This is a genomic window from Parafannyhessea sp. LCP19S3_B1 (genome assembly GCF_052121955.1).
GTDB lineage: Bacteria > Actinomycetota > Coriobacteriia > Coriobacteriales > Atopobiaceae > Parafannyhessea.
In genome coordinates this window covers 15,189-32,565 of the sequence record NZ_JBQKDH010000013.1, presented here as the reverse complement: position 1 = coordinate 32,565, position 17,377 = coordinate 15,189, and the positions used below count along the sequence as shown (strand labels likewise).

Annotated in this window: 19 protein-coding genes; all 19 read right to left on the bottom strand. The window is 66.5% G+C overall.

Annotation, left to right across the window (positions count from 1 at the left end; translation table 11 throughout):
- Positions 1–83 precede the first annotated feature (83 nt).
- The 19 genes from ACTQWE_RS08280 to ACTQWE_RS08190 all read right to left on the bottom strand — a co-directional run bounded on the left by ACTQWE_RS08280 (position 84) and on the right by ACTQWE_RS08190 (position 17,375).
- Entirely contained in the window at positions 84–890 is an 807-nt protein-coding gene (locus ACTQWE_RS08280) for a TlyA family RNA methyltransferase (protein ID WP_441856792.1), read from the bottom strand.
- Complete coding sequence (locus ACTQWE_RS08275; RefSeq protein ID WP_441856793.1) at positions 891–1,187, bottom strand: exodeoxyribonuclease VII small subunit; 297 nt, start codon at positions 1,185–1,187, stop codon at positions 891–893.
- Positions 1,188–1,189: 2 nt separating this feature from the next.
- Entirely contained in the window at positions 1,190–1,750 is a 561-nt protein-coding gene (nusB, locus tag ACTQWE_RS08270) for a transcription antitermination factor NusB (RefSeq protein ID WP_170103449.1), read from the bottom strand.
- Positions 1,751–1,758: 8 nt separating this feature from the next.
- Positions 1,759–2,121: an Asp23/Gls24 family envelope stress response protein gene (locus ACTQWE_RS08265; RefSeq protein ID WP_441856794.1), complete on the bottom strand. Its 363-nt coding sequence runs from the start codon at positions 2,119–2,121 to the stop codon at positions 1,759–1,761.
- 160 nt (positions 2,122–2,281) lie between these two features.
- The gene (efp, locus tag ACTQWE_RS08260) at positions 2,282–2,845 is read right to left on the bottom strand and encodes an elongation factor P (protein ID WP_090844117.1); all 564 of its coding nucleotides are present in this window, start codon (positions 2,843–2,845) and stop codon (positions 2,282–2,284) included.
- A gap of 227 nt (positions 2,846–3,072) precedes the next feature.
- Positions 3,073–3,468, bottom strand: a complete 396-nt coding sequence (locus tag ACTQWE_RS08255; protein WP_170103447.1) for a DUF956 family protein — start codon at positions 3,466–3,468, stop codon at positions 3,073–3,075.
- A gap of 141 nt (positions 3,469–3,609) precedes the next feature.
- On the bottom strand, positions 3,610–4,554 hold the full coding sequence (locus ACTQWE_RS08250) for a PTS system mannose/fructose/sorbose family transporter subunit IID (protein ID WP_170103446.1): 945 nt from the start codon (positions 4,552–4,554) through the stop codon (positions 3,610–3,612).
- A gap of 17 nt (positions 4,555–4,571) precedes the next feature.
- Entirely contained in the window at positions 4,572–5,390 is an 819-nt protein-coding gene (locus tag ACTQWE_RS08245; protein WP_170103445.1) for a mannose/fructose/sorbose family PTS transporter subunit IIC, read from the bottom strand.
- A gap of 29 nt (positions 5,391–5,419) precedes the next feature.
- A complete protein-coding gene (locus ACTQWE_RS08240) occupies positions 5,420–6,403 on the bottom strand; it encodes a PTS sugar transporter subunit IIB (RefSeq protein WP_170103444.1) in 984 nt (327 codons plus the stop codon).
- 319 nt (positions 6,404–6,722) lie between these two features.
- Positions 6,723–7,850 (bottom strand): M24 family metallopeptidase, encoded by a 1,128-nt coding sequence (locus ACTQWE_RS08235; RefSeq protein WP_441856795.1) that lies wholly within the window; start codon positions 7,848–7,850, stop codon positions 6,723–6,725.
- Between the two features lie 72 nt (positions 7,851–7,922).
- Positions 7,923–9,041, bottom strand: coding sequence for a 3-dehydroquinate synthase (locus ACTQWE_RS08230; RefSeq protein WP_441856796.1), 1,119 nt, complete (start codon positions 9,039–9,041; stop codon positions 7,923–7,925).
- Positions 9,038–9,586: a shikimate kinase gene (locus ACTQWE_RS08225; protein WP_441856797.1), complete on the bottom strand. Its 549-nt coding sequence runs from the start codon at positions 9,584–9,586 to the stop codon at positions 9,038–9,040. Before ACTQWE_RS08225 ends, ACTQWE_RS08230 begins: the two co-directional genes overlap by 4 nt.
- Before the next feature lie 77 nt (positions 9,587–9,663).
- The gene (locus ACTQWE_RS08220) at positions 9,664–10,167 is read right to left on the bottom strand and encodes a YqeG family HAD IIIA-type phosphatase (protein ID WP_441856798.1); all 504 of its coding nucleotides are present in this window, start codon (positions 10,165–10,167) and stop codon (positions 9,664–9,666) included.
- Position 10,168: 1 nt separating this feature from the next.
- Positions 10,169–11,560 carry an endolytic transglycosylase MltG gene (gene mltG / locus ACTQWE_RS08215; protein WP_441921574.1) on the bottom strand — a complete coding sequence of 464 codons (1,392 nt, stop codon included), beginning with the start codon at positions 11,558–11,560 and terminating at the stop codon, positions 10,169–10,171.
- A gap of 5 nt (positions 11,561–11,565) precedes the next feature.
- Entirely contained in the window at positions 11,566–11,979 is a 414-nt protein-coding gene (gene ruvX, locus ACTQWE_RS08210) for a Holliday junction resolvase RuvX (protein ID WP_441857127.1), read from the bottom strand.
- Between the two features lie 8 nt (positions 11,980–11,987).
- A complete protein-coding gene (gene alaS / locus ACTQWE_RS08205) occupies positions 11,988–14,639 on the bottom strand; it encodes an alanine--tRNA ligase (protein ID WP_441857129.1) in 2,652 nt (883 codons plus the stop codon).
- A 107-nt stretch (positions 14,640–14,746) separates the two neighbouring features.
- On the bottom strand, positions 14,747–16,132 hold the full coding sequence (locus tag ACTQWE_RS08200) for an AI-2E family transporter (protein WP_441857131.1): 1,386 nt from the start codon (positions 16,130–16,132) through the stop codon (positions 14,747–14,749).
- Between the two features lie 39 nt (positions 16,133–16,171).
- Positions 16,172–17,005: an RNA polymerase sigma factor SigF gene (locus ACTQWE_RS08195; protein ID WP_170103436.1), complete on the bottom strand. Its 834-nt coding sequence runs from the start codon at positions 17,003–17,005 to the stop codon at positions 16,172–16,174.
- Positions 16,995–17,375, bottom strand: a complete 381-nt coding sequence (locus ACTQWE_RS08190; RefSeq protein WP_441857133.1) for an ATP-binding protein — start codon at positions 17,373–17,375, stop codon at positions 16,995–16,997. Before ACTQWE_RS08190 ends, ACTQWE_RS08195 begins: the two co-directional genes overlap by 11 nt.
- Between the last annotated feature and the right edge of the window lie 2 nt (positions 17,376–17,377).

Below are 17,377 nucleotides of genomic sequence, written 5' to 3'. Positions count from 1 at the left end.
ACCACTTCCAAGCCTTGCGGTCAGACACGTCTAGCAAAAAGTGTAGCACCCGCGCGCGAAACGTATAACGTCGCGCGGACGCGCTAGCCCACGCGGGCGACCGCGCCGTCGCCCACGACGGCCTCGAGGTCCAAGCCGCAGGTCAGATGCCCCGTTGCGGTGCGGCCAAGCAGCAGGAACTCCCTGTTTCCCTTGTGGCCCCTGATGGGGCTCGGACACGCCGCGACGGGCCTGAGCCCCTCCTCGCAGAACGCTTGCGCCACGTCCGAGAGCGCCCTCAGGTGCACGGTGGGATCGCTCACGATGCCGCCGTCTCCCACCTCGTCTCGCTCCGCCTCGAACTGCGGCTTCACGAGCGTGAGGAACGCGGAGTCCTCCTCGCGCAGCATCTCGACGACGGCGGGCAGCACCGTCCGGACGGACGTAAACGAGACGTCGCACACCGCAAGGTCGATGCCGTGCCGGTTCTCGTCGTCCGGCAGGTCCACCATGTTCGTCCGCTCGCGCAGCGTCACGCGCGGGTCCGTGCGCAGGCCCCAGTCGAACTGGGCATACCCCACGTCCACGGCAAGGACGGACGCCGCGCCGCGCTTCAACAGGCAATCCGTGAACCCCCCGGTGGAGCAGCCCACGTCCAGGCACGCCATCCCTCTCGGGTCGACCCCAAACGCGTCGAGCGCGCGCTCCAGCTTCAGCCCGCCCCTGCCCACGTAGGGAATCCGTCCCCTCACGTGCAGCTCTATCCCGGGCCTCACCTGCTCGCCCGGAAACTCCATCCTGCGGTCCGACGTGCTGACGTCGCCCGCGAGCACGGCGCGCATCGCCTCGTCCCTGGACGAGAAGAGCCCCTGCTCCACGAGCTCGGCATCGAGCCTCCGCCTGCGGGCCACCTACGCGCCCTCGCCCTGCTGGCCGTCGGCGCCTTGCTCCTGCGCGCCCTCGTCCTTCTCGCCCTGCCCGGCGTCCTTGTCGTTAGCTTCGGCGCGAAGCTTCGCCTCCTCCTCGGGGGTGAAGTTCGTCCTGTCAACCATGTCGACCGCCTTCGAGCCCAGCGCTATGGCCTCGTCGAACAGGTCGAGCGAGCGCTCGAGCGAGGTCTCCTTGTCGCGGACCTGGCTCACGATCTCGTCCAGCCTGTCGGTTATCTGGTCGAACGTCTTGTACGGGGCGGTGTCGGGCTTCGCCATCGCTACTCCTCGCCAAGCCCCTCGTCGGCAGCGTCGCCGGCGTCAGCGGCCTCGCCGTCGGCGTCGTCGGGCTCGTCCTCGGCGTCCTGCTCGGCGGCGCGCTCCGCCTCAAGCCTCTTCGCCTCGGCCAGGACGTCCTCGCCCTTGTCCATCTTTGAGGCGACGCGCCCGAGCACGCCGTTGATGAACTTGGGCGACTCGTCGGAGCCGAACGCCTTCGCAAGCTCCACGGACTCGTCGATCGTGACGGCGATGGCCACCTCGTCCACCTCGAGCATCTCGTACAGCGCAAGGCGCAGGAGGTTGCGGTCCACGGACGGCATCCTCGAGACGCTCCAGTTGGAGGACGTCGCGGATATCACGGCGTCCAGCTCGTGGCGCATGTCATCGGCACCGCGGGCGAGCATCTCGCCGAACGGGTCGAGGGGGCCTTGCGACAGGGCGTAGTCGCCCTCGAGCACCTCGTACACGGTGCGGTCGGTCGCCTCCGCCTGGAACAGAAGCTGCAGAGCCTGGGCGCGGGCGAGGGTGCGCCCGCCAAAGTGATGATGCTTGTTCGACACGGTAGTGGTTACTCCTTGGGAAAAACGAGGCTGTCGATGCACACGTCCACGGCGCCCACCTCGACGCCGATCTGCTCGCTGATTGCCTCCGCGACGGCGTCGCGCACGGCTGCGGCGAGCTTGGTGAACGGGTATCCATAGAAGACCGCCAGGTGCACGGTCACCCTCAGGCTGTCGTCCACGACCTCGGACTCGACCGCCGCCTCCGGGGCGACGCTGCGGCTGGTGAAGACGGACACGAGGCTCGACGCGATGTCGTTGCCGCCCACGCGGGCGACGCCCTCGACCTTCTCGCACGCGGTGGTGACAATGGTCGAGACGACTCCCCTCGAGATGCCGATTCCGGCGACATAGAGCTCAGATTCGCTCATTTCCCATCCTTTCGCAGGTGCCGTGAGTGCCGGCACGATACACGACGTCCTTGCACAAGTATAGCCGCAACGGCCTGGGCGGGCGCGCGTTCGCATGCGGTAAAAAAGGCCCGCGACGCGCCTGTGCGCTGCCGCGGGCCAACGATCCGTCTGTGCGGGGCTAGACGCGCTGGACGAACTTGCCGTCGCGCGTGTCGACCTTGATGCGCTCGCCCTGGTTCAGGTACATGGGAACCTGGATGACGGCACCGGTCTCGATGGTGGCGGGCTTGGTGCCACCCTGGACGGTGTCGCCCTTGAAGCCGGGGTCGGTCTCGGTGATCTCGACCTCGATGAAGGTGGGCGGCTGCACCGCGTACAGCACGTCGTTCGCGTACTGCAGCAGGCAGATGTCGTTCTCCTTCAGGAACTTGTCGTTGTCGCCGATGAGCTCAGCGTCGACGGGAATCTGCTCGAAGGTCTCGGTGTCCATGAACCAGTACGCGTTGCCGTCGTTGTAGAGGTACTGCATCTCGCGGGTGCGCATGTTCACGCTCTCGAACTTGGCAGACTGCTGGAAGTTCTCCTCGTTCACGCGGCCGGTGCGGATGTCGCGGTACTTGGTGCGGACGTAGGTGTTGCCCTTGCCCGGCTTGACGTGCTGCGCCTCGAGAATGACGCAGTCCTTGCCCTTGATGTTGACGCCCAGACCAACCTTGAGGTCGGTAATGCCCAGAGTTGCCACTGTTGCCTACTTTCTACGAACATATGCGCCCGCCATGCGGACGCAGGAATCACAACGGTACCCAACTATACCGCACGATTCGTCCCTGCGCACGCATGGCGTCGCACTCCATAGAGACAACAGCTGCACCTGCGCGACCTCCCGCGGCGACCGTAGTCCTTGGTGTCGCGCTGCCGCGTGTGCTCCCCCGCGCAGTCCGCCGAGAGGGGCGTCGCGCGCCCCCGCGCCTACTTTCCCCGCTTGAATACTCCTCCGATCACGGATGGGATGCTCTTGACGCCCATCTTCGCGACCTGGAGGGCGTTCGGGGACCTGAGGAGCCTGTCCGCAGGGACGTGCTCGCGCACGGCGCGGAGCGTCGCCCTGTTGTCGCGGGTCGAGAACGTGAAGTGCCCGGCCTCCTTCGTGAAGATGGCGAAGCGCACGATGTTCCTCTTGCCGATGACCTCGGCCGAGACGTAGTCGACCTCCTCCCAGGGAATCTGGACGAAGTCCTCCTTGTTCTTCTCGTTGTAGAACTCGAAGGCCTTGTCGCCCACCATTACGTCACCGTAGGTGGTGAAGCCCTGCAGGAACGTCGCCCTCGCCGTGTACTCGACGTTAGTGTTCATGGAGATAGCCATAGAATCAGACCCTTCGTGGCGGGAGGCGTCGCCTCCCCGGGCTACGGAAGAGGCCGCACCCCCGTGTGGCCAGCTGAGAACAGCTTAGGGGATGCGGCCCGAAGAGCAAAGTCTGCTTGCGACTGATCGCGAAGGAAACCCTTAGAGCAGGCCGATGACGCGGCCGAGGATGCCGACTGCGAACAGGCACAGGATGATGACGATCGGGGAGACCTTCTTCTTCAGGAGCTTGCAGATGAGCAGGGTCAGGCCGACGGCAGCAAGGCCCGGGATGAGCGAGTCGAGGTTCTGCTGGAGCGTGGTGACCTTGGTCGGGGTGAGAGAGAGCCCCTGGTTGAAGTACTGGTCGAACGCAGCCTGGATGCCCTTGTAGCCCGCGGGAAGCTTGTCCCAGTGGATGTAGGCCTTGGAGTCGAGCGCGACGTTGGAGACCACCGGCGCGAAGCTGATGGAGACCCAGCGCTGGACCAGCGCGCCGATGATGAACATGCCGAGGATGGAAGCGCCCTCGGTGACCCTACCGAGCAGGCCGCCGGACAGGTCCTTGGAGATGTCGGTTCCGACCTTGTAGCCGAACTCCTGCGAGTACCACAGGAAGGCAAGGCGGATGACGTTCCAGGCGATGAAGAACAGGAGCGGGCCGACGATGCTGCCGCCAAGGGCGAGCGATGCGCCGAGCGCGCCGAGAATCGGGCGAACCGTGAACCAGAACACGGGGTCGCCGACGCCTGCCAAAGGACCCATCATGCCGACCTTGACGCCCTGGATGGCCTGGTCGTCGATCGGGGCGCCGTTGGCGCGCTCCTCCTCCATGGCGAGGGTGACGCCGATGACGGGAGCCGAGACGTACGGGTGGGTGTTGTAGAACTCCAGGTGACGCTTCAGGGCCGCAATCTGGTCTTCCTTCTTGGGATAGAGCTTCTTGATGGCCGGGATCATTGCGTAGCACCAGCCACCGTTCTGCATACGCTCGTAGTTCCAGGAGCCCTGCAGGTACTGGTGACGGTTGCAGACCGCGCGACGGTCGGCTACGGAGAGGCGAACCTCGCCGGGCTTGGCCTCAGTGTTCTTGATGTCTTCTGCCATTGTGTTCACTCCCCTTCCTACTCGTAGTCGTCCAGGATGTCACCGAGCGGGTCGCCGGATCCACCAGCCGCGCCGGCGCCCTGCTTAGCGAGCTCCTTGAGGCCGAGGTAGATGATGGCGAAGCAACCGCCGACGAGACCGAGGGCGATGAGCGTGAGTTCCTTCAGGGTAGCCATAACGAAGCCGAGGACGAAGAACGGCCAGGTCTCCTTGGTGGCCATCATGTTGATGACCATGGCGTAGCCGACGGAGGCGACCATGCCGCCGCCGACCGTCATGCCGCCGGAGAGCCATGCGGGCATGGCCTCGAGGACGGAGGTGACTGCCTGGGCGGGGATGAAGCAGAGGGCCGCAGCCGGGATGGCGATACGGGCGCCCTGCATGCAGATGGCGCCGATCTGGAGACGGTCGATTGCCGCGAAGTCGGCCTTCTCGGCAGCCGCGTCCATCGCGTGAACGATGGGGATGGCGAGCGTACGGCAGATCATGGTCAGGAACAGGCCTGCGACGGACAGGGCGGTTGCAGCACCGATTGCGGTGTTGATGGCCGCGGTGACGTTGGTGGTGCCGCCGTTGAGGGCGAGCATCAGGATGATGCCGGACGCAACGGACGCGAGTGCCGCGTCAGGGGCGACGGCTGCACCGATGTTAGCCCAGCCAAGGGCCATGAGCTGAAGGCTGCCGCCGAGGATGATGCCCTCGGTGGGGTGCCCGCACACGATGCCGATAAGGGTGCAGGCAACAATCGGCTGGTGGAACTCCCACTCGTCCAGGATGCCTTCCATGCCTGCCAGGAACGCCACGACGATGACAAGCACGATCGAAATAGGATTCATGAACTTCCTCCTTCTTCCTATCGAGGCCGTTAGGCCATGTTCTTCTCTTTGAGAAGAGCCCAGATGTCATCGACCTTGTCGCTCGGAACCTTCTGTACGGTGAAGTGCGTGCCGTTGTCACGGATCTTCTTCAGGCACTCCACGTCGGCCGCGTCACAGGCGATGGCCTGGTTGATGACGGTCTTGCCGGCAGAGCCTGCCATGGAGCCGATGCAGACCTCCGGGAACTTCACGCCCTGCTCCTCAGCCTCGAGCAGGTCCTGCGGGGTCTCGAACAGGACCATGGCCTTGGTCGCGCCGAAGCGGGGGTCCTTGTCGACCTGGACGAGCTTGCTGATGGGAATGACGTGGACGTGCACTCCTGGAGGCGCGGCCTGCGTGATCATGCTCTTGCGCAGCTCGTCGTGGGCGACGCCGTCCGAGACCACGAGGATGCGGTCCGGCTGGACCTGCTTCGTCCAGGCGGTCGCCACCTGGCCGTGCAGCAGACGGGTGTCGATGCGCACGTAGGCATACTTGATGTGACCATCGCCCAGCACGGTTCCCTCGGGAATCGCACCGGCCGCAACCGGGGCAGCCGCAGCAGCTGCGGGAGCCTCTGTGGCCGGCTGCAGCTCCTCCGGCTTCACCTTGACGCCGTCGCGCGCCTCGGTGAAAATCTCCTGCATCACAGCGACTGCGGTGTCGGCACCCATGCGGGAGCCGTACGCAGAGACGAGCATCGGCAGATTCAGGCCTGTAATGGCGACCCAATCGTCGTGCCCCTCTTCGCTGATGAGACGGGAGACCTGGTTGAAGGGAGTACCTCCCCACAGGTCGACCAGGAACAAGACGTGCTCCTGGTCGTCGAAAGTGGCGATCGCGTCAAGCAGCTTCTGGTGCATGTCGTCAGGGCCCATGTCAGGCGTCAGGACCACGGCCGCAACGTTTTCCTGCGGACCGAAGATCATGCTGCCCGATTCCATGATGCCCTCGGCGAACTTGCCGTGGCTGGCTAGGACAATACTGACCATCCAACTTCCTCCTTTTCGTCCACCCTGCTTCCTACAGAACCGATGCGAACGCGTGCAAGGCTTCACGTCTTCCTTACCATTTGCACACGATAGCTCCACATCGTGGATAAGTGTACACCTTGTGAACTGAAAACGCTTCCAGAAAAGGAAATTTTGGGTCACTTTTTTTGCAACGTTTTGTGAAGAATGGTGCCTGTGATTGCCCGGCCACGATAAACCCGCTGCCCGTTTATAAAAGTAGCCCGGCCGGCGACGTCGTCGCCGGCCGGGCCGCCTGCTTCCCCGATGATCTCGGACAGATACGCGAGAAGGACGCGTCCTAGCAGTCGATGACCCTCAGGTCATGCGAGGAGCGCCCGAACGGCTTGTAGCCGTCCTCCGTGATGACGCCAGTGTCCTCGACGCGGATGCCGAACTTGCCCGGCAGGTAGATGCCGGGCTCGTCGGTCACGACGGAGCCGAGTGGGCACGGCTTGTCGTAGCCGCGGCTGAAGTTCGGGCGCTCGTGAATCTGCAGGCCGACGCCGTGGCCGAGGCCGTGCTTGAAGTAGTCGCCGTAGCCCGCGTCGCTGATGACCTTGACGGCGAGGTCCTGGATCTCCTTGCCGCGGATGCCGGGCTTGATCGCGGCGGCGCACGTCTCGTTCGCGAGGCGCACGATGTCGTACACCTTCTTCTGCTCCTCGCTCGGCTCGCCGAGGACGACGGTCCTCGTCATGTCCGCGTGGTAGTCATGGTAGCCGGCACCGTAGTCCATGACGATCATGTCGCCCTTCTGGACCTTGCGCTCCCCCGGCTGCGCATGCGGGTTCGCGCCGTTCGGGCCGGACGCGATGATGCTGTCGAACGAGATGGCATCGGCGCCGTGGGTCAGCATGTACGTCTCGAGCTCGACCCTGATCTGCTGCTCGGTCATGCCAGGCTTGATGTACTCGCAGATGTGGTCGTAGGCGTCGTCCGTGATCTCCTGGGCGCGGCGAAGGAGCGCAAGCTCCTCCTCGTCCTTCACGACGCGAAGCCTCTCGGCGATGTCGTCATGCATGCGGGGGTTCAGGCAGTCGACGGACGCCTTGTTGCACTCGTTGCGGAACGCGTCGAAGAACGCGAGGTCCATGGAGTCCTCGACGGCGACGACGCGGCTCTTCGTCTCGAGCACGCGCTGGGCGGCCCACCATGCGGGGCTCACGATGTCCATGTCCATCTTCCAGGGCGTGTCCTCGCCCAGGCGCTCGAAGAACGTGTTGTAGTAGCGCGAGTCGGTGTGGAGCCACTGCCCGTCTGCCGTGACGAACGCGGTGTGCGCGACCTCGTCGTCGAACGTGCGCTCGGCCCCGGTCAGCCACCTCAGGTCGGGGTTGTTGCGAAGAATCACGGCATCGTAGCCGCGCTCCGTCATCATCTCTCGAAGACGCGCGACGCGTCCGGCGCATGCCTTGGCATCTGCCATGGGTAAGCCTCTTTCTCTTGTTGGCCCTCAATCCGCGCGCGAGGCCTTTCTCGCCTGCGCGCCCTACCGATGCTACTCCTTGGCGGGGGCGTGGGCGCCGCACCAGGCGGAAATGTTGTCCATCAACACGTCGCCCTCCACGACCGTCATCCGCAGGCGGCCGATGCCGTGGGGCAGGCACAGGTGGAAGCGGTTGGAGCGCGCGAAGCGGTCGCGCTTCATGGCGTCCGCGAGCGCCTTGGGGTCGACGTCGCCCGCGAACTCGCCGAGGTCAAACGTATCGAGCAGCTCGTCCTGCATGAGGACGTCGTCCACGTCCATGAGCTCGAGGCTGCACGCGAGCCTCGCGGAGAAGCGCATGCCCTCCGCCAGGAGCGTCGACGCGGGGACGCATGCCCCGGCGACGGCCTTGAGGGAGCGCGCGAACGTCTGGCCGTAGGCGAGCGAGTTCCTGATCGAGATCGACGTGGACGAGACGAGATGGCCCCGGGACTTGAGGGCGTCGACCGCAGCGGCAATCACGTCCGCGGGGTCGCCCGCCATCACGGCGTCCGCCTTGTTCCACAGCGCCTCGAACGCGTCCTCGTTCTCCGCGACGGCGGAGGCGACCATGAGGGCGCGCCCGAGCCTCGACGTCTCCGCGTCCGCGGCGAGCTCCATGACGCCCGGGTCGCACAGCAGGTACTTCACGTAGGTCGAGACGCCCGCGATGCGCGTGACGCCCGCGACGTCCAGGTCGCGCGGGGTCGTGGCGACCTCAACCATGCCGTCCAGGTCGCGCACCACGCACGCGAGGGGCACGCGCCCGCACCACATGGCCGTCGCGTGCGCGAGCATGGACAGCGTGTCGACGTCGCCGACGCCCAGCACCAGGTCGTCGCAGGTGACGCCCGCGTTCGCGAACCCCTCGAGCGTGCGCGTGACCTCGCCCATCGTGCGCGCGGCGGGACCCGCCGGCGCCTCCATGCGGACGACCTCGAAGCCGCCGTCCGTCAGCTGGCGGCGGATGCGCTCCTCGAGCTCGGCGTCAGTCCCCTCGCCCACGACGTAGGCGCACAGGCGCGGCCTCCCGACGTTGCTCGCAAGGATCTTCCCCATCGTCTCCACGACGTCCGTGCCGTAGCGCACATCGCACGAGCCGCCCGGGGCGGAGACCCAGTGGCGCGCGACGTCCTCGTATCTATCGGTCATAGTAGGCCCTTCTCCCATAGCAGCTGACCGGCCTCTGACGTCACCTGCTCAAACGACTTGTTCCTGATGTCGATCCTCAGGTCGGCCTCCCGCTCGTACAGGGGGCGCCGTACGCGGTACAGCCGGCGGGCGCAGTCCTCGTCCTTGAAGTCCGGCCTGATCTCCGGGTGCTGGATCTGCCTGAGGGAGTCCTCCACGTCCCCGTCCAGGAAGACGACGGTCCCCATGGCGTGCATGAGCTCGCAGCTGCGCGCGCCCTCCACGATGCCGCCGCCGCAGCTCACGAGCAGCGACTTCCTCTGGGCGAGTCCCTCGAGCGCCTGCGCCTCGAGCTCGCGGAAGCGCGCCTCGCCGGCGTCGCGGAAGATCTGGCACACCGTCTTTCCGGCCATGCGCTCGACCATGCGGTCCGTGTCCACGAAGTCCCGGTTGAAGAGCGCGCCGAGGTTGCGCGCGAGCGTGGACTTGCCGGCCCCTAGGAAGCCGACGAAGAATATGTGGTCGCAGCCCTCGTGGACCACGTAGCCGTTTTCCGAGTGTTTCATGCAGAGTTCCAACGCGCGAATCGATTTGACACATCGATTCTAGCATCTTGCGCGGGCGGCTCGGCGCGGGGGAAGGCCTAGTCCTTCGGCCTGAACGGGTCCTCGTGGAGCACGAGCCGCTCCCCCACGCGGAACAGGTGGGTGTACCACATGTCGCTGCGCGACAGCGGGCGCACGAGTATGGTACGCACGCCGGCCAGGTTGCCGGCGGCGAGGTCCGTGAACACCTGGTCGCCCACGAGCACCGCCTGCTCGGCCGGGACGCCCGCGCGCGCGAGCGCCGCCCACACGGCGAACGGGGCCGGCTTCATGGCGTGGTGCACGCAGCCCATGCCCAGGCGCGCGGCGGACGCCTCGACGTCGCGACCGTGGAAGTTGTTCGATATCATGCACAGCGCCATGCCGGCATCGCGCGCGCTTCTCGCCCAGGCGCAGATCCCCTGCGGGGGCTCCCACGTGTCGCGCGGGAAGCAGGTGTTGTCGCGGTCCAGCAGCACGCAGCGAATCCCCCACGAGCGCAGAAGCTCGAGGGGGATCTTGTCGACGCTGTCGAACTCGCGGTCTGGCCTTAGGATAGACATGCTAGCCCGCCTGGTCTGCCTTGGCCTTCTCGATGGCCTTCTGGTGGTCCTCGTAGGTGGTCGAGAACGTGTGGTTGGAGTAGTCGCCCTTCTCGATGATGAGGAAGTACAGGTAGTCCGTCTTGTCGGGCGAAAGCGCCGCCTTGATGGAGGCCAGGCTCGGCGTGCAGATGGGCGTGGGCGGAAGCCCCTTGTTGAGGTAGGTGTTGTACGGGCTCTGGGTCTTGAGGTCGTCCGCGGTCACCTCGCCGCCCGTGACGTAGCTCATGGTCGCGTCGCTCTGCAGCGGCATGCCGGCCTTCAGGCGGTTGTAGAACACGCTCGCGACCTTGCCGCGGTCGTCCTCGCTTATGGCCTCGCGCTCGATGATGGACGCGAGCTTGATGATGTCGTAGTCGGACATCGTCACGCCGTACTGGCTCTTGATCGTGGCCTCGGCGCCCGCGAAGTCAAGCGACGCCACCTCGGACTGGTACTTGTCGAGCATCGCGGTGATCACGGTGTCGGCGGTCACGTCCTTCTCGCTGCCGAAGTCGTACTTCGTGGGGAACAGGAAGCCCTCGAGGGAGTCGTTCTGCGCGTTGGCGAGAAAGGCGTATCGCGCGGAGTAGTTCGACGCCTTTGCCTGCGCCAGGAAGTCCTTGTCAGGGATGCCGAGCGACTCGCTCACGACCTTTGCGGTCTTCTTCACGGTGAGTCCCTCCGCGACGGTCACGGTGCCCTTGTTCGAGTTGGGGCCCGTGACGAGCCTGCTCACCACCTCGGCCACGTCGCCTCCGGTCACGAAGACGTACGTGCCGCTCTTGAGCTTGGAGTCCGCCTCCTGGCGCTTCACCTCGGTCGCGAACGCCTCCTTGTCGGAAATCACGCCCGCGTCGTACAGCTTCTGCGCGATGACGGACCCGCCGGAGCCCTCGGGGATGTTCACGGTGACGGTCTCGCCGGCCTCGACGGTCTTGCCGGACTGGGCCCCGCCCAGAAGGCGCGGGACCACGACGAGGCCGATGGCGGCCACGACGGCGACCGCGGCGAGCACGAACGGCAGGAACCTCAGCCTGCCGCGCCCGCCCTGCGGCTCGGGCCGCCTGTGGCTGTGGCCGGAGCGTGCGCGCTGCGTCGTGCGCGCCGTGCGCGAGGACATGTGGCCGGAGCCGTTCGCGGACTGCATCCGCATGGCGCCGGTGCGCGATATGGGCTGGCGCCCGCCTGGGGCGGTAGCCTGGCGGGCGGCCGGCCTCCCGCCCTGCGCGGGCCTCTTTGCGTCGCGCCTTGCCTGCGGGCGCGCGGCGGCGCGCGTGCCCTGCCCGCCCTTGCGGGGGCCTTGCGCCGCGCGAGTGCCGTCGGCGTTCCCACGCGCGAAGTGGGCGCCCCTCCTGCCGGAGCCTTCGGACATCTGCGCTACCCCCTCTGGGCGTCAAGCCACGTCTGGAGGAAGAGCGACGCCGCGACCATGTCCACACGGCCGCGCATGCTCTTCTCGTTGTATCCCTCTTCCCTCAGGATACGCTTGGCCTCCTGCGACGACAGCCGCTCGTCCTCGAACTCCAGAGGAAGCCCGCAGGCCTCGGCGATCTGCCGCGCCTGCGCCATGACGCGCTCGGCCTGGGGGCCGTCCTCGCCGGAAAGCGTCCTCGGCCTGCCGCACACCAGCACGTCAGGCTCGTAGTCCTCCAGCACGTAGCGGAAGCTCCGGGCGCCGCCCAGCACCTCCGCCGCGGGAAGGACCTTCACGGGAACGGCGATGGTGCCGGAGGCATCGCTTGCCGCGATGCCTATCCGGACCTCGCCGATGTCAAGCGCGAGCGCCCTCACAGGCGGACCTATGCGCCCAGGAGCTTCTTGGCGGCGTCGAGCGCGGCGTCGATTCCCGCCGCGTCCTTGCCGCCGGCCTGTGCCATGTTCGGCCTGCCGCCGCCCTTGCCGCCAACGAGGCCGGAGATCTGCTTGACCACGTCACCGGCCGAGAAGCCCGCGGACACGGCGCCGTCGGTCGCCGCGGCCAGAAGGCCCACCTTGCCGTCGGCCTCGGACGCGAGCACGCAGGCGCAGTCGGACCCGATCTTGTCGCGAACGGTGTCCCAGACGTTCCTGAGCTCCTTGCCGGAGATGCCGCTCAGGTGCGCGACGACGAGCTTGTACGCGCCCATGTCGACCGCGGAGCCCACGGCGTCCGCGACCTGGTTGGAGGAGCCGCCCACGAGCGCGGCCTTCAGCTTCTTCTCGGCCTCGGCCTTCTCGTCCTTAAGCTGCTCCACGCGCGCCATCACGTCCGCGGGGCGGCACTTCAGGGCGGCCGCGACCTCGTCCATCTCGGCCAGGCGCTCGTCCACGTACTCGAGGGCGCCCGCGGAGGTCACGGCCTCGATGCGGCGCGCGTTCGAGCCGACGGAGCTCTCGCTCACGATCTTGAAGAAGCCGAGCTCGGCCGTGTTGCGGGCGTGCGTGCCTCCGCAGAGCTCGCGCGAGAAGGGCTTGTCCTCGGTCCCGACGGACACCACGCGCACGACGTCTCCGTACTTCTCGCCAAACAGCGCGACGGCGCCGGCGGCCTTGGCCTCCTCGATGCCCATCACGTTGGTGACGATGGGCTTCGCCGCGAAGATCTGGGCGTTGACCTCGCCCTCGATGCGGGCGAGCTCGTCGGTCGTCACGGCCTCGAAGTGCGTGAAGTCGAAGCGCAGCCTATCCGGCGCCACGAGGGAGCCCGCCTGGTTGACGTGCTCGCCCAGGACCTCCTTCAGCGCGGCGTCCAGAAGGTGCGTCGCGGTGTGGTTGCGGCGAATGAGCTCGCGACGGCCGTGGTCGACCGAAGTGCTCACCGTGGCGCCCACGCTGACCTCGCCCTCCTCGACCTCGCACTCGTGGGAGGTGAAGCCGCCCTCGCGGTGCTTCGTGTCCTCGACCCTCAGCTCGAGGCCGTCCGCGAAGATCCTGCCGGTGTCGCCGATTTGGCCGCCCATCTCGCCGTAGAACGAGGTGCGGTCGAGCACGACCTCGACCTTCTCGCCCTTCTTGGCGGAGGACACCTCCTCGCCGTCCCTCACGAGGGCGACGACGGTGCAGCCGTCCAGGTCATCGTGGTCGTAGCCGTCAAAGACGGTCTCGTCGAGCCTGTCGGAGAGCGCGGCCCACACGTTGTTGGCCTTGCCCCACGCGTCGCGGTTCGCCGTGGCGCGCGCACGCTCCTTCTGGGCGTCCATCGCGCGGTCGAAAGCGTCCATGTCCACGTCGTGGCCGGCGGTCTCGGAGATCTCGCGCGTGAGGTCGATGGGGAATCCGTAGGTGTCGTGCAGCTTGAACGCGACCTCGCCGGAAAGGACGTCGCCCTCGCCCAGCTTGTCGAGCTCCGCCTGGAGCATGGACTCGCCGGCGTTCAGCGTGGCGCCGAAGCGCTCCTCCTCCGCAGAGATGATACCGTCCACGAGGGCCTTGTTCTGCACGAGCTCGTTGTAGTGCTCGCCCATGATGCGCTCGACCTCATGCGCGTACTCGGTCAGGAACGCGCCCTGGATGCCGAGCAGTCGTCCGTGGTAGACGGCACGGCGCAGCAGACGGCGAAGCACGTAGCCGCGGCCCTCGTTCGAGGGCAGGATGCCGTCCGCGATCATGAACGTCACGGCGCGGGAGTGGTCGGCGAGGATGCGGAGGCTCTTGTCGCAGGGGTTCGTGGAGCTCGCGCCATACTTCTTGCCAGAGAGCCTCTCGCCGAGCTCGATGAGCGAGCTCATGACGTCGCCCTCGTAGTTGGAGCCCTTGTGCTGCATGATAGCGGCCATGCGCTCCAGGCCCATGCCGGTGTCGATGTTGCGGTGCGGGAGGTCCGGCATGGAGCCGTCCTCCTGACGGTCGTACTGCGTGAAGACGAGGTTCCAGAACTCAAGGTAGCGGTCGCCGTCGTCACCGGGCTTCTCGCCCTCGAACTCCGGGCCCTGGTCGAAGTAGATCTCGGAGCACGGGCCGCACGGGCCGGTCGGTCCCGCCGCCCAGAAGTTGTCCTCCTCGCCCAGGCGCGAGATGTGGTCGTACTCGACGCCCTGCGCGTGCCAAAGCTCGATGGCCTCGTCGTCGTCCTCGAAGACCGTCATGTACAGGCGGTCCTTCGGAAGCCCCAGGTGCTCGGGGCTCGTGATGAACTCCCACGCCCACGCGATCGCGTCGGCCTTCGTGTAGCCACCGAAGCTGAAGTTGCCCAGCATCTCGAAGAACGAGAGGTGGCGCGCGTCGCCGATGTTGTCGATGTCGTTCGTGCGCAGGCACTTCTGGCAGGAGGTCGCGCCGATCTCCTTCATGGTCTTCGTGCCCTGGTAGTACTCCTTGAACTGGTTCATGCCGGCGTTCGCAAGGAGGAGCGACGGATCCTCGGGGATGAGGGAGGAGGACGGGTAGAGCTTGCAGCCCTTGCCCTCGAAGAACTTGAGGAAGTCCTCGCGGATTTCCGCGGTAGTCATGTTCTTATAGTCAGCAGTGCTCATGGTTCTCCTTGTTGACGGCCTCGCGGCATGGCGAGACCTCGTTGGCAGTTTTCCGCTAGCGCATAATACTACGATTCGATGGAGACGTTGCGGACGCCAATCCCCATCTACTTGTGCAAATCCTTATCATGCCCAGACTCTTGGTCGCGCGTCCGGCCGCCCCGGCGCGCCCGCGCCCGCTCGACGGCGTCCGAGAGCGCGTCCGCGAGGACGTGCGCATGCGCCTTCGGCGGCTCGTCCGCCACGGGCGCCTCGGTCTGGGCGCCGTCCACCAGCCGCGACCCCATGAAGAACCGGTCGTCGTCCAGGGCGTCGAACGCGGGCTCCACACCGCCGTGGGCGTCGTGGAACGGCGTCCCCTGGAACAGCGCCCCGTCGTAGGACACGAGCTGCCTTCCGCTGCGGCTCTCGAAGTAGTACACGAACACGCTCTTGATGGCCGCGGTCAGCGGCACGGCAAGGAGCATGCCGAGCACTCCCCCGAGGCTGTTCCCGATGAAGAGGCCGACGAGCGAGAGCGCGGGGTGGATCTTCACGGCAGACCTCATCACCAGGGGCGACACGACGTTGTCCGTCAAGTTCTGGATCACGACGGACCCCAAGAGCGCCACGATGGCGAGCATCGGGCTCTCGAACAGCGCCAGCAGCACGGCGAACGCGACGGCGACCCACTCGCCGATGACGGGGATGAAGTGCAGCACGCCCACCAGGATCGCGGCGAGCCCCGCATACGGATGCCCCACGAGCGCGAGGAACACCCACGAGAGCAGCCCGTCGAACACGGACGTGATGACGGTGCCGCGCATGTAGCCGCCCATGGAGCGGCTCATGACGGCGAGAAGGACCGAGAGCCCGCGCTCGTGACGCGGCCCTGCGATCGTGATGAACTCCCGCGCGATGACGGGATAGTCCTTCGCGAACCAGTACGCGAGGACGAGACCGAGGCACAGCGTCGCGAAGCCGTTCACGAACGACACGGCGCTGCTCATGAGGCCCGACGAGAGCCTCTCGGCCAGCTCGGAGGACGTCTTGATGCCGATGCCCGAAATCGCGTTCACGGCCTGGTTCACGCTTTGCTGCACGTCGGCGTTTTCCGCGTTGCCGTAGCGCCGCCAGAAGCCGTCGACGGAGGTCCTGACCTTGATGACGTACGTCGGGACCTTGCGCAGCACCTCGGCGAGCTGCTCCACGAACGGGGGCATGAGCAGCAGGAGCACGCCCACGATCACCGCGACGAGCACGAGCAGCGCCACGAGCGCCCCGATGGTGCGGTTCACGCCGTGGTCCTCGAGGAAGTTCGTGAGCGGGCTGCACACGAAGCCCATCACGACGCCGGCGAGCAGGAGCTCCACCGCGGGCCAGATAAAGCCCATGGCCCAGACGCAGATGCCGAACACGACGGCGACGCCGATGAACGCCCACGCCCGTATGCCGAGGCTCCTGAAGATTCCCAGGGCGTCCCTCTGGCCCGCGCCCGTGTCCCTCTCGTCCAAAACGTTCCCTCGCAACGCGTCCTCCATGCACGGCGCCCGCTAGCGCATAAGGCCCTCGGGGTCGATCTTCTCCTGGACCTTCTTCAGCGTGCGCCTCAGCAGCCTCGACACCTGCACCTGCGAGATGCCGAGCCTCTTCGCGATCTCGACCTGCGTGAGGCCGTCGATGAAGCGCATGCGGATGATCTCCTGCTCGCGGGGCGAGAAGTCCTTGATCGTGTCCTCGATGACCATGCGGTCGTCCGAGGCGGCGAGGTCCTCGTCCTCCGTCGCGTAGTGGTCGATCACGGACGGCGCGTCATCGTCGTCGCCCTGGCCCGTGCCCTCCAGCGGCACGGAGCTGTACGCGCTCGAGGACTCCATGGCCTCGAGCACCTCGTCGACGGACGTTCCGAGCTCCTTCGCGATCTCCTCGACGGACGGCGAGCGCTGCAGCTCCTTCGTGAGCTCGTCCGTCACCTGGTTCACCTTGGATGACAGCTCCTGCAGGCGACGCGGCACGCGCACGGACCAGCCCTTGTCGCGGAAGTGACGCTTGATCTCGCCCATGATGGTGGGCGTGGCGAACGTCGTGAACTCGAGCCCGCGCGACAGGTCGAAGCGGTCGATGGCCTTGATGAGGCCGATCGTGCCCACCTGCACGAGGTCGTCGAGGGGCTCGCCCCTGTTCTTGAACTTGGAGGCCAGGAAGCGCACGAGGTTGAGGTGGCTCATGATGAGCTGCTCGCGGGCCTCCTCGTCCCCCTCCTCCTTGTAGCGCCTGAACAGCTCCCTCGTGCGGTCCTTGTCCCACGCGAGCTTGCCCTTCGGCATCCTGGACGAGATGCGCCTGCGCGGCGCGACCTCCGTCCCACGCTCGCTGCTATTGGGCATCGGTCCCGCCAATCCCCTTCACGAGGACGAGCTCGCCGGCGTCCGTGACCTCACAGCTGTCGCACACGGCGTCCAGCAGGAGCTCGACGAGGGAGAGGTCCTCGCCGTCCTGCGACTGCTCCGGCTCCTGGTCGCCAAGCGAGAAGGACATGGACACGCCGTCCGCGGCGATGGCGAAGCTCACGTCGCACGTCGCCGGCCGCGTGGCGCAGCTGTAGACGAAGCCCTCCTCCGCGGCCATGCGCAGGTCCTCGACCTCGTCCACGTTCATGTCGCACAGCACGGCGAGGTTCGCCGCCGTCATGCGGACCACCCTCGCGAACTCCGGCTCCGCCGGCACGCTCAGGCGGACGTTCTTCTCCTCTGTCATGC

Coding starts and splice junctions, on each gene's coding strand:
- ACTQWE_RS08275 (WP_441856793.1), bottom strand. CDS start 1,187: ATGGCGAAGCCCGACACCGCCCCGTACAAGACGTTCGACCAGATAACC.
- ACTQWE_RS08265 (WP_441856794.1), bottom strand. CDS start 2,121: ATGAGCGAATCTGAGCTCTATGTCGCCGGAATCGGCATCTCGAGGGGA.
- ACTQWE_RS08255 (WP_170103447.1), bottom strand. CDS start 3,468: ATGGCTATCTCCATGAACACTAACGTCGAGTACACGGCGAGGGCGACG.
- ACTQWE_RS08250 (WP_170103446.1), bottom strand. CDS start 4,554: ATGGCAGAAGACATCAAGAACACTGAGGCCAAGCCCGGCGAGGTTCGC.
- ACTQWE_RS08245 (WP_170103445.1), bottom strand. CDS start 5,390: ATGAATCCTATTTCGATCGTGCTTGTCATCGTCGTGGCGTTCCTGGCA.
- ACTQWE_RS08240 (WP_170103444.1), bottom strand. CDS start 6,403: ATGGTCAGTATTGTCCTAGCCAGCCACGGCAAGTTCGCCGAGGGCATC.
- ACTQWE_RS08235 (WP_441856795.1), bottom strand. CDS start 7,850: ATGGCAGATGCCAAGGCATGCGCCGGACGCGTCGCGCGTCTTCGAGAG.
- ACTQWE_RS08230 (WP_441856796.1), bottom strand. CDS start 9,041: ATGACCGATAGATACGAGGACGTCGCGCGCCACTGGGTCTCCGCCCCG.
- ACTQWE_RS08225 (WP_441856797.1), bottom strand. CDS start 9,586: ATGAAACACTCGGAAAACGGCTACGTGGTCCACGAGGGCTGCGACCAC.
- ACTQWE_RS08220 (WP_441856798.1), bottom strand. CDS start 10,167: ATGTCTATCCTAAGGCCAGACCGCGAGTTCGACAGCGTCGACAAGATC.
- mltG (WP_441921574.1), bottom strand. CDS start 11,560: ATGTCCGAAGGCTCCGGCAGGAGGGGCGCCCACTTCGCGCGTGGGAAC.
- alaS (WP_441857129.1), bottom strand. CDS start 14,639: ATGAGCACTGCTGACTATAAGAACATGACTACCGCGGAAATCCGCGAG.
- ACTQWE_RS08195 (WP_170103436.1), bottom strand. CDS start 17,005: ATGCCCAATAGCAGCGAGCGTGGGACGGAGGTCGCGCCGCGCAGGCGC.
- ACTQWE_RS08190 (WP_441857133.1), bottom strand. CDS start 17,375: ATGACAGAGGAGAAGAACGTCCGCCTGAGCGTGCCGGCGGAGCCGGAG.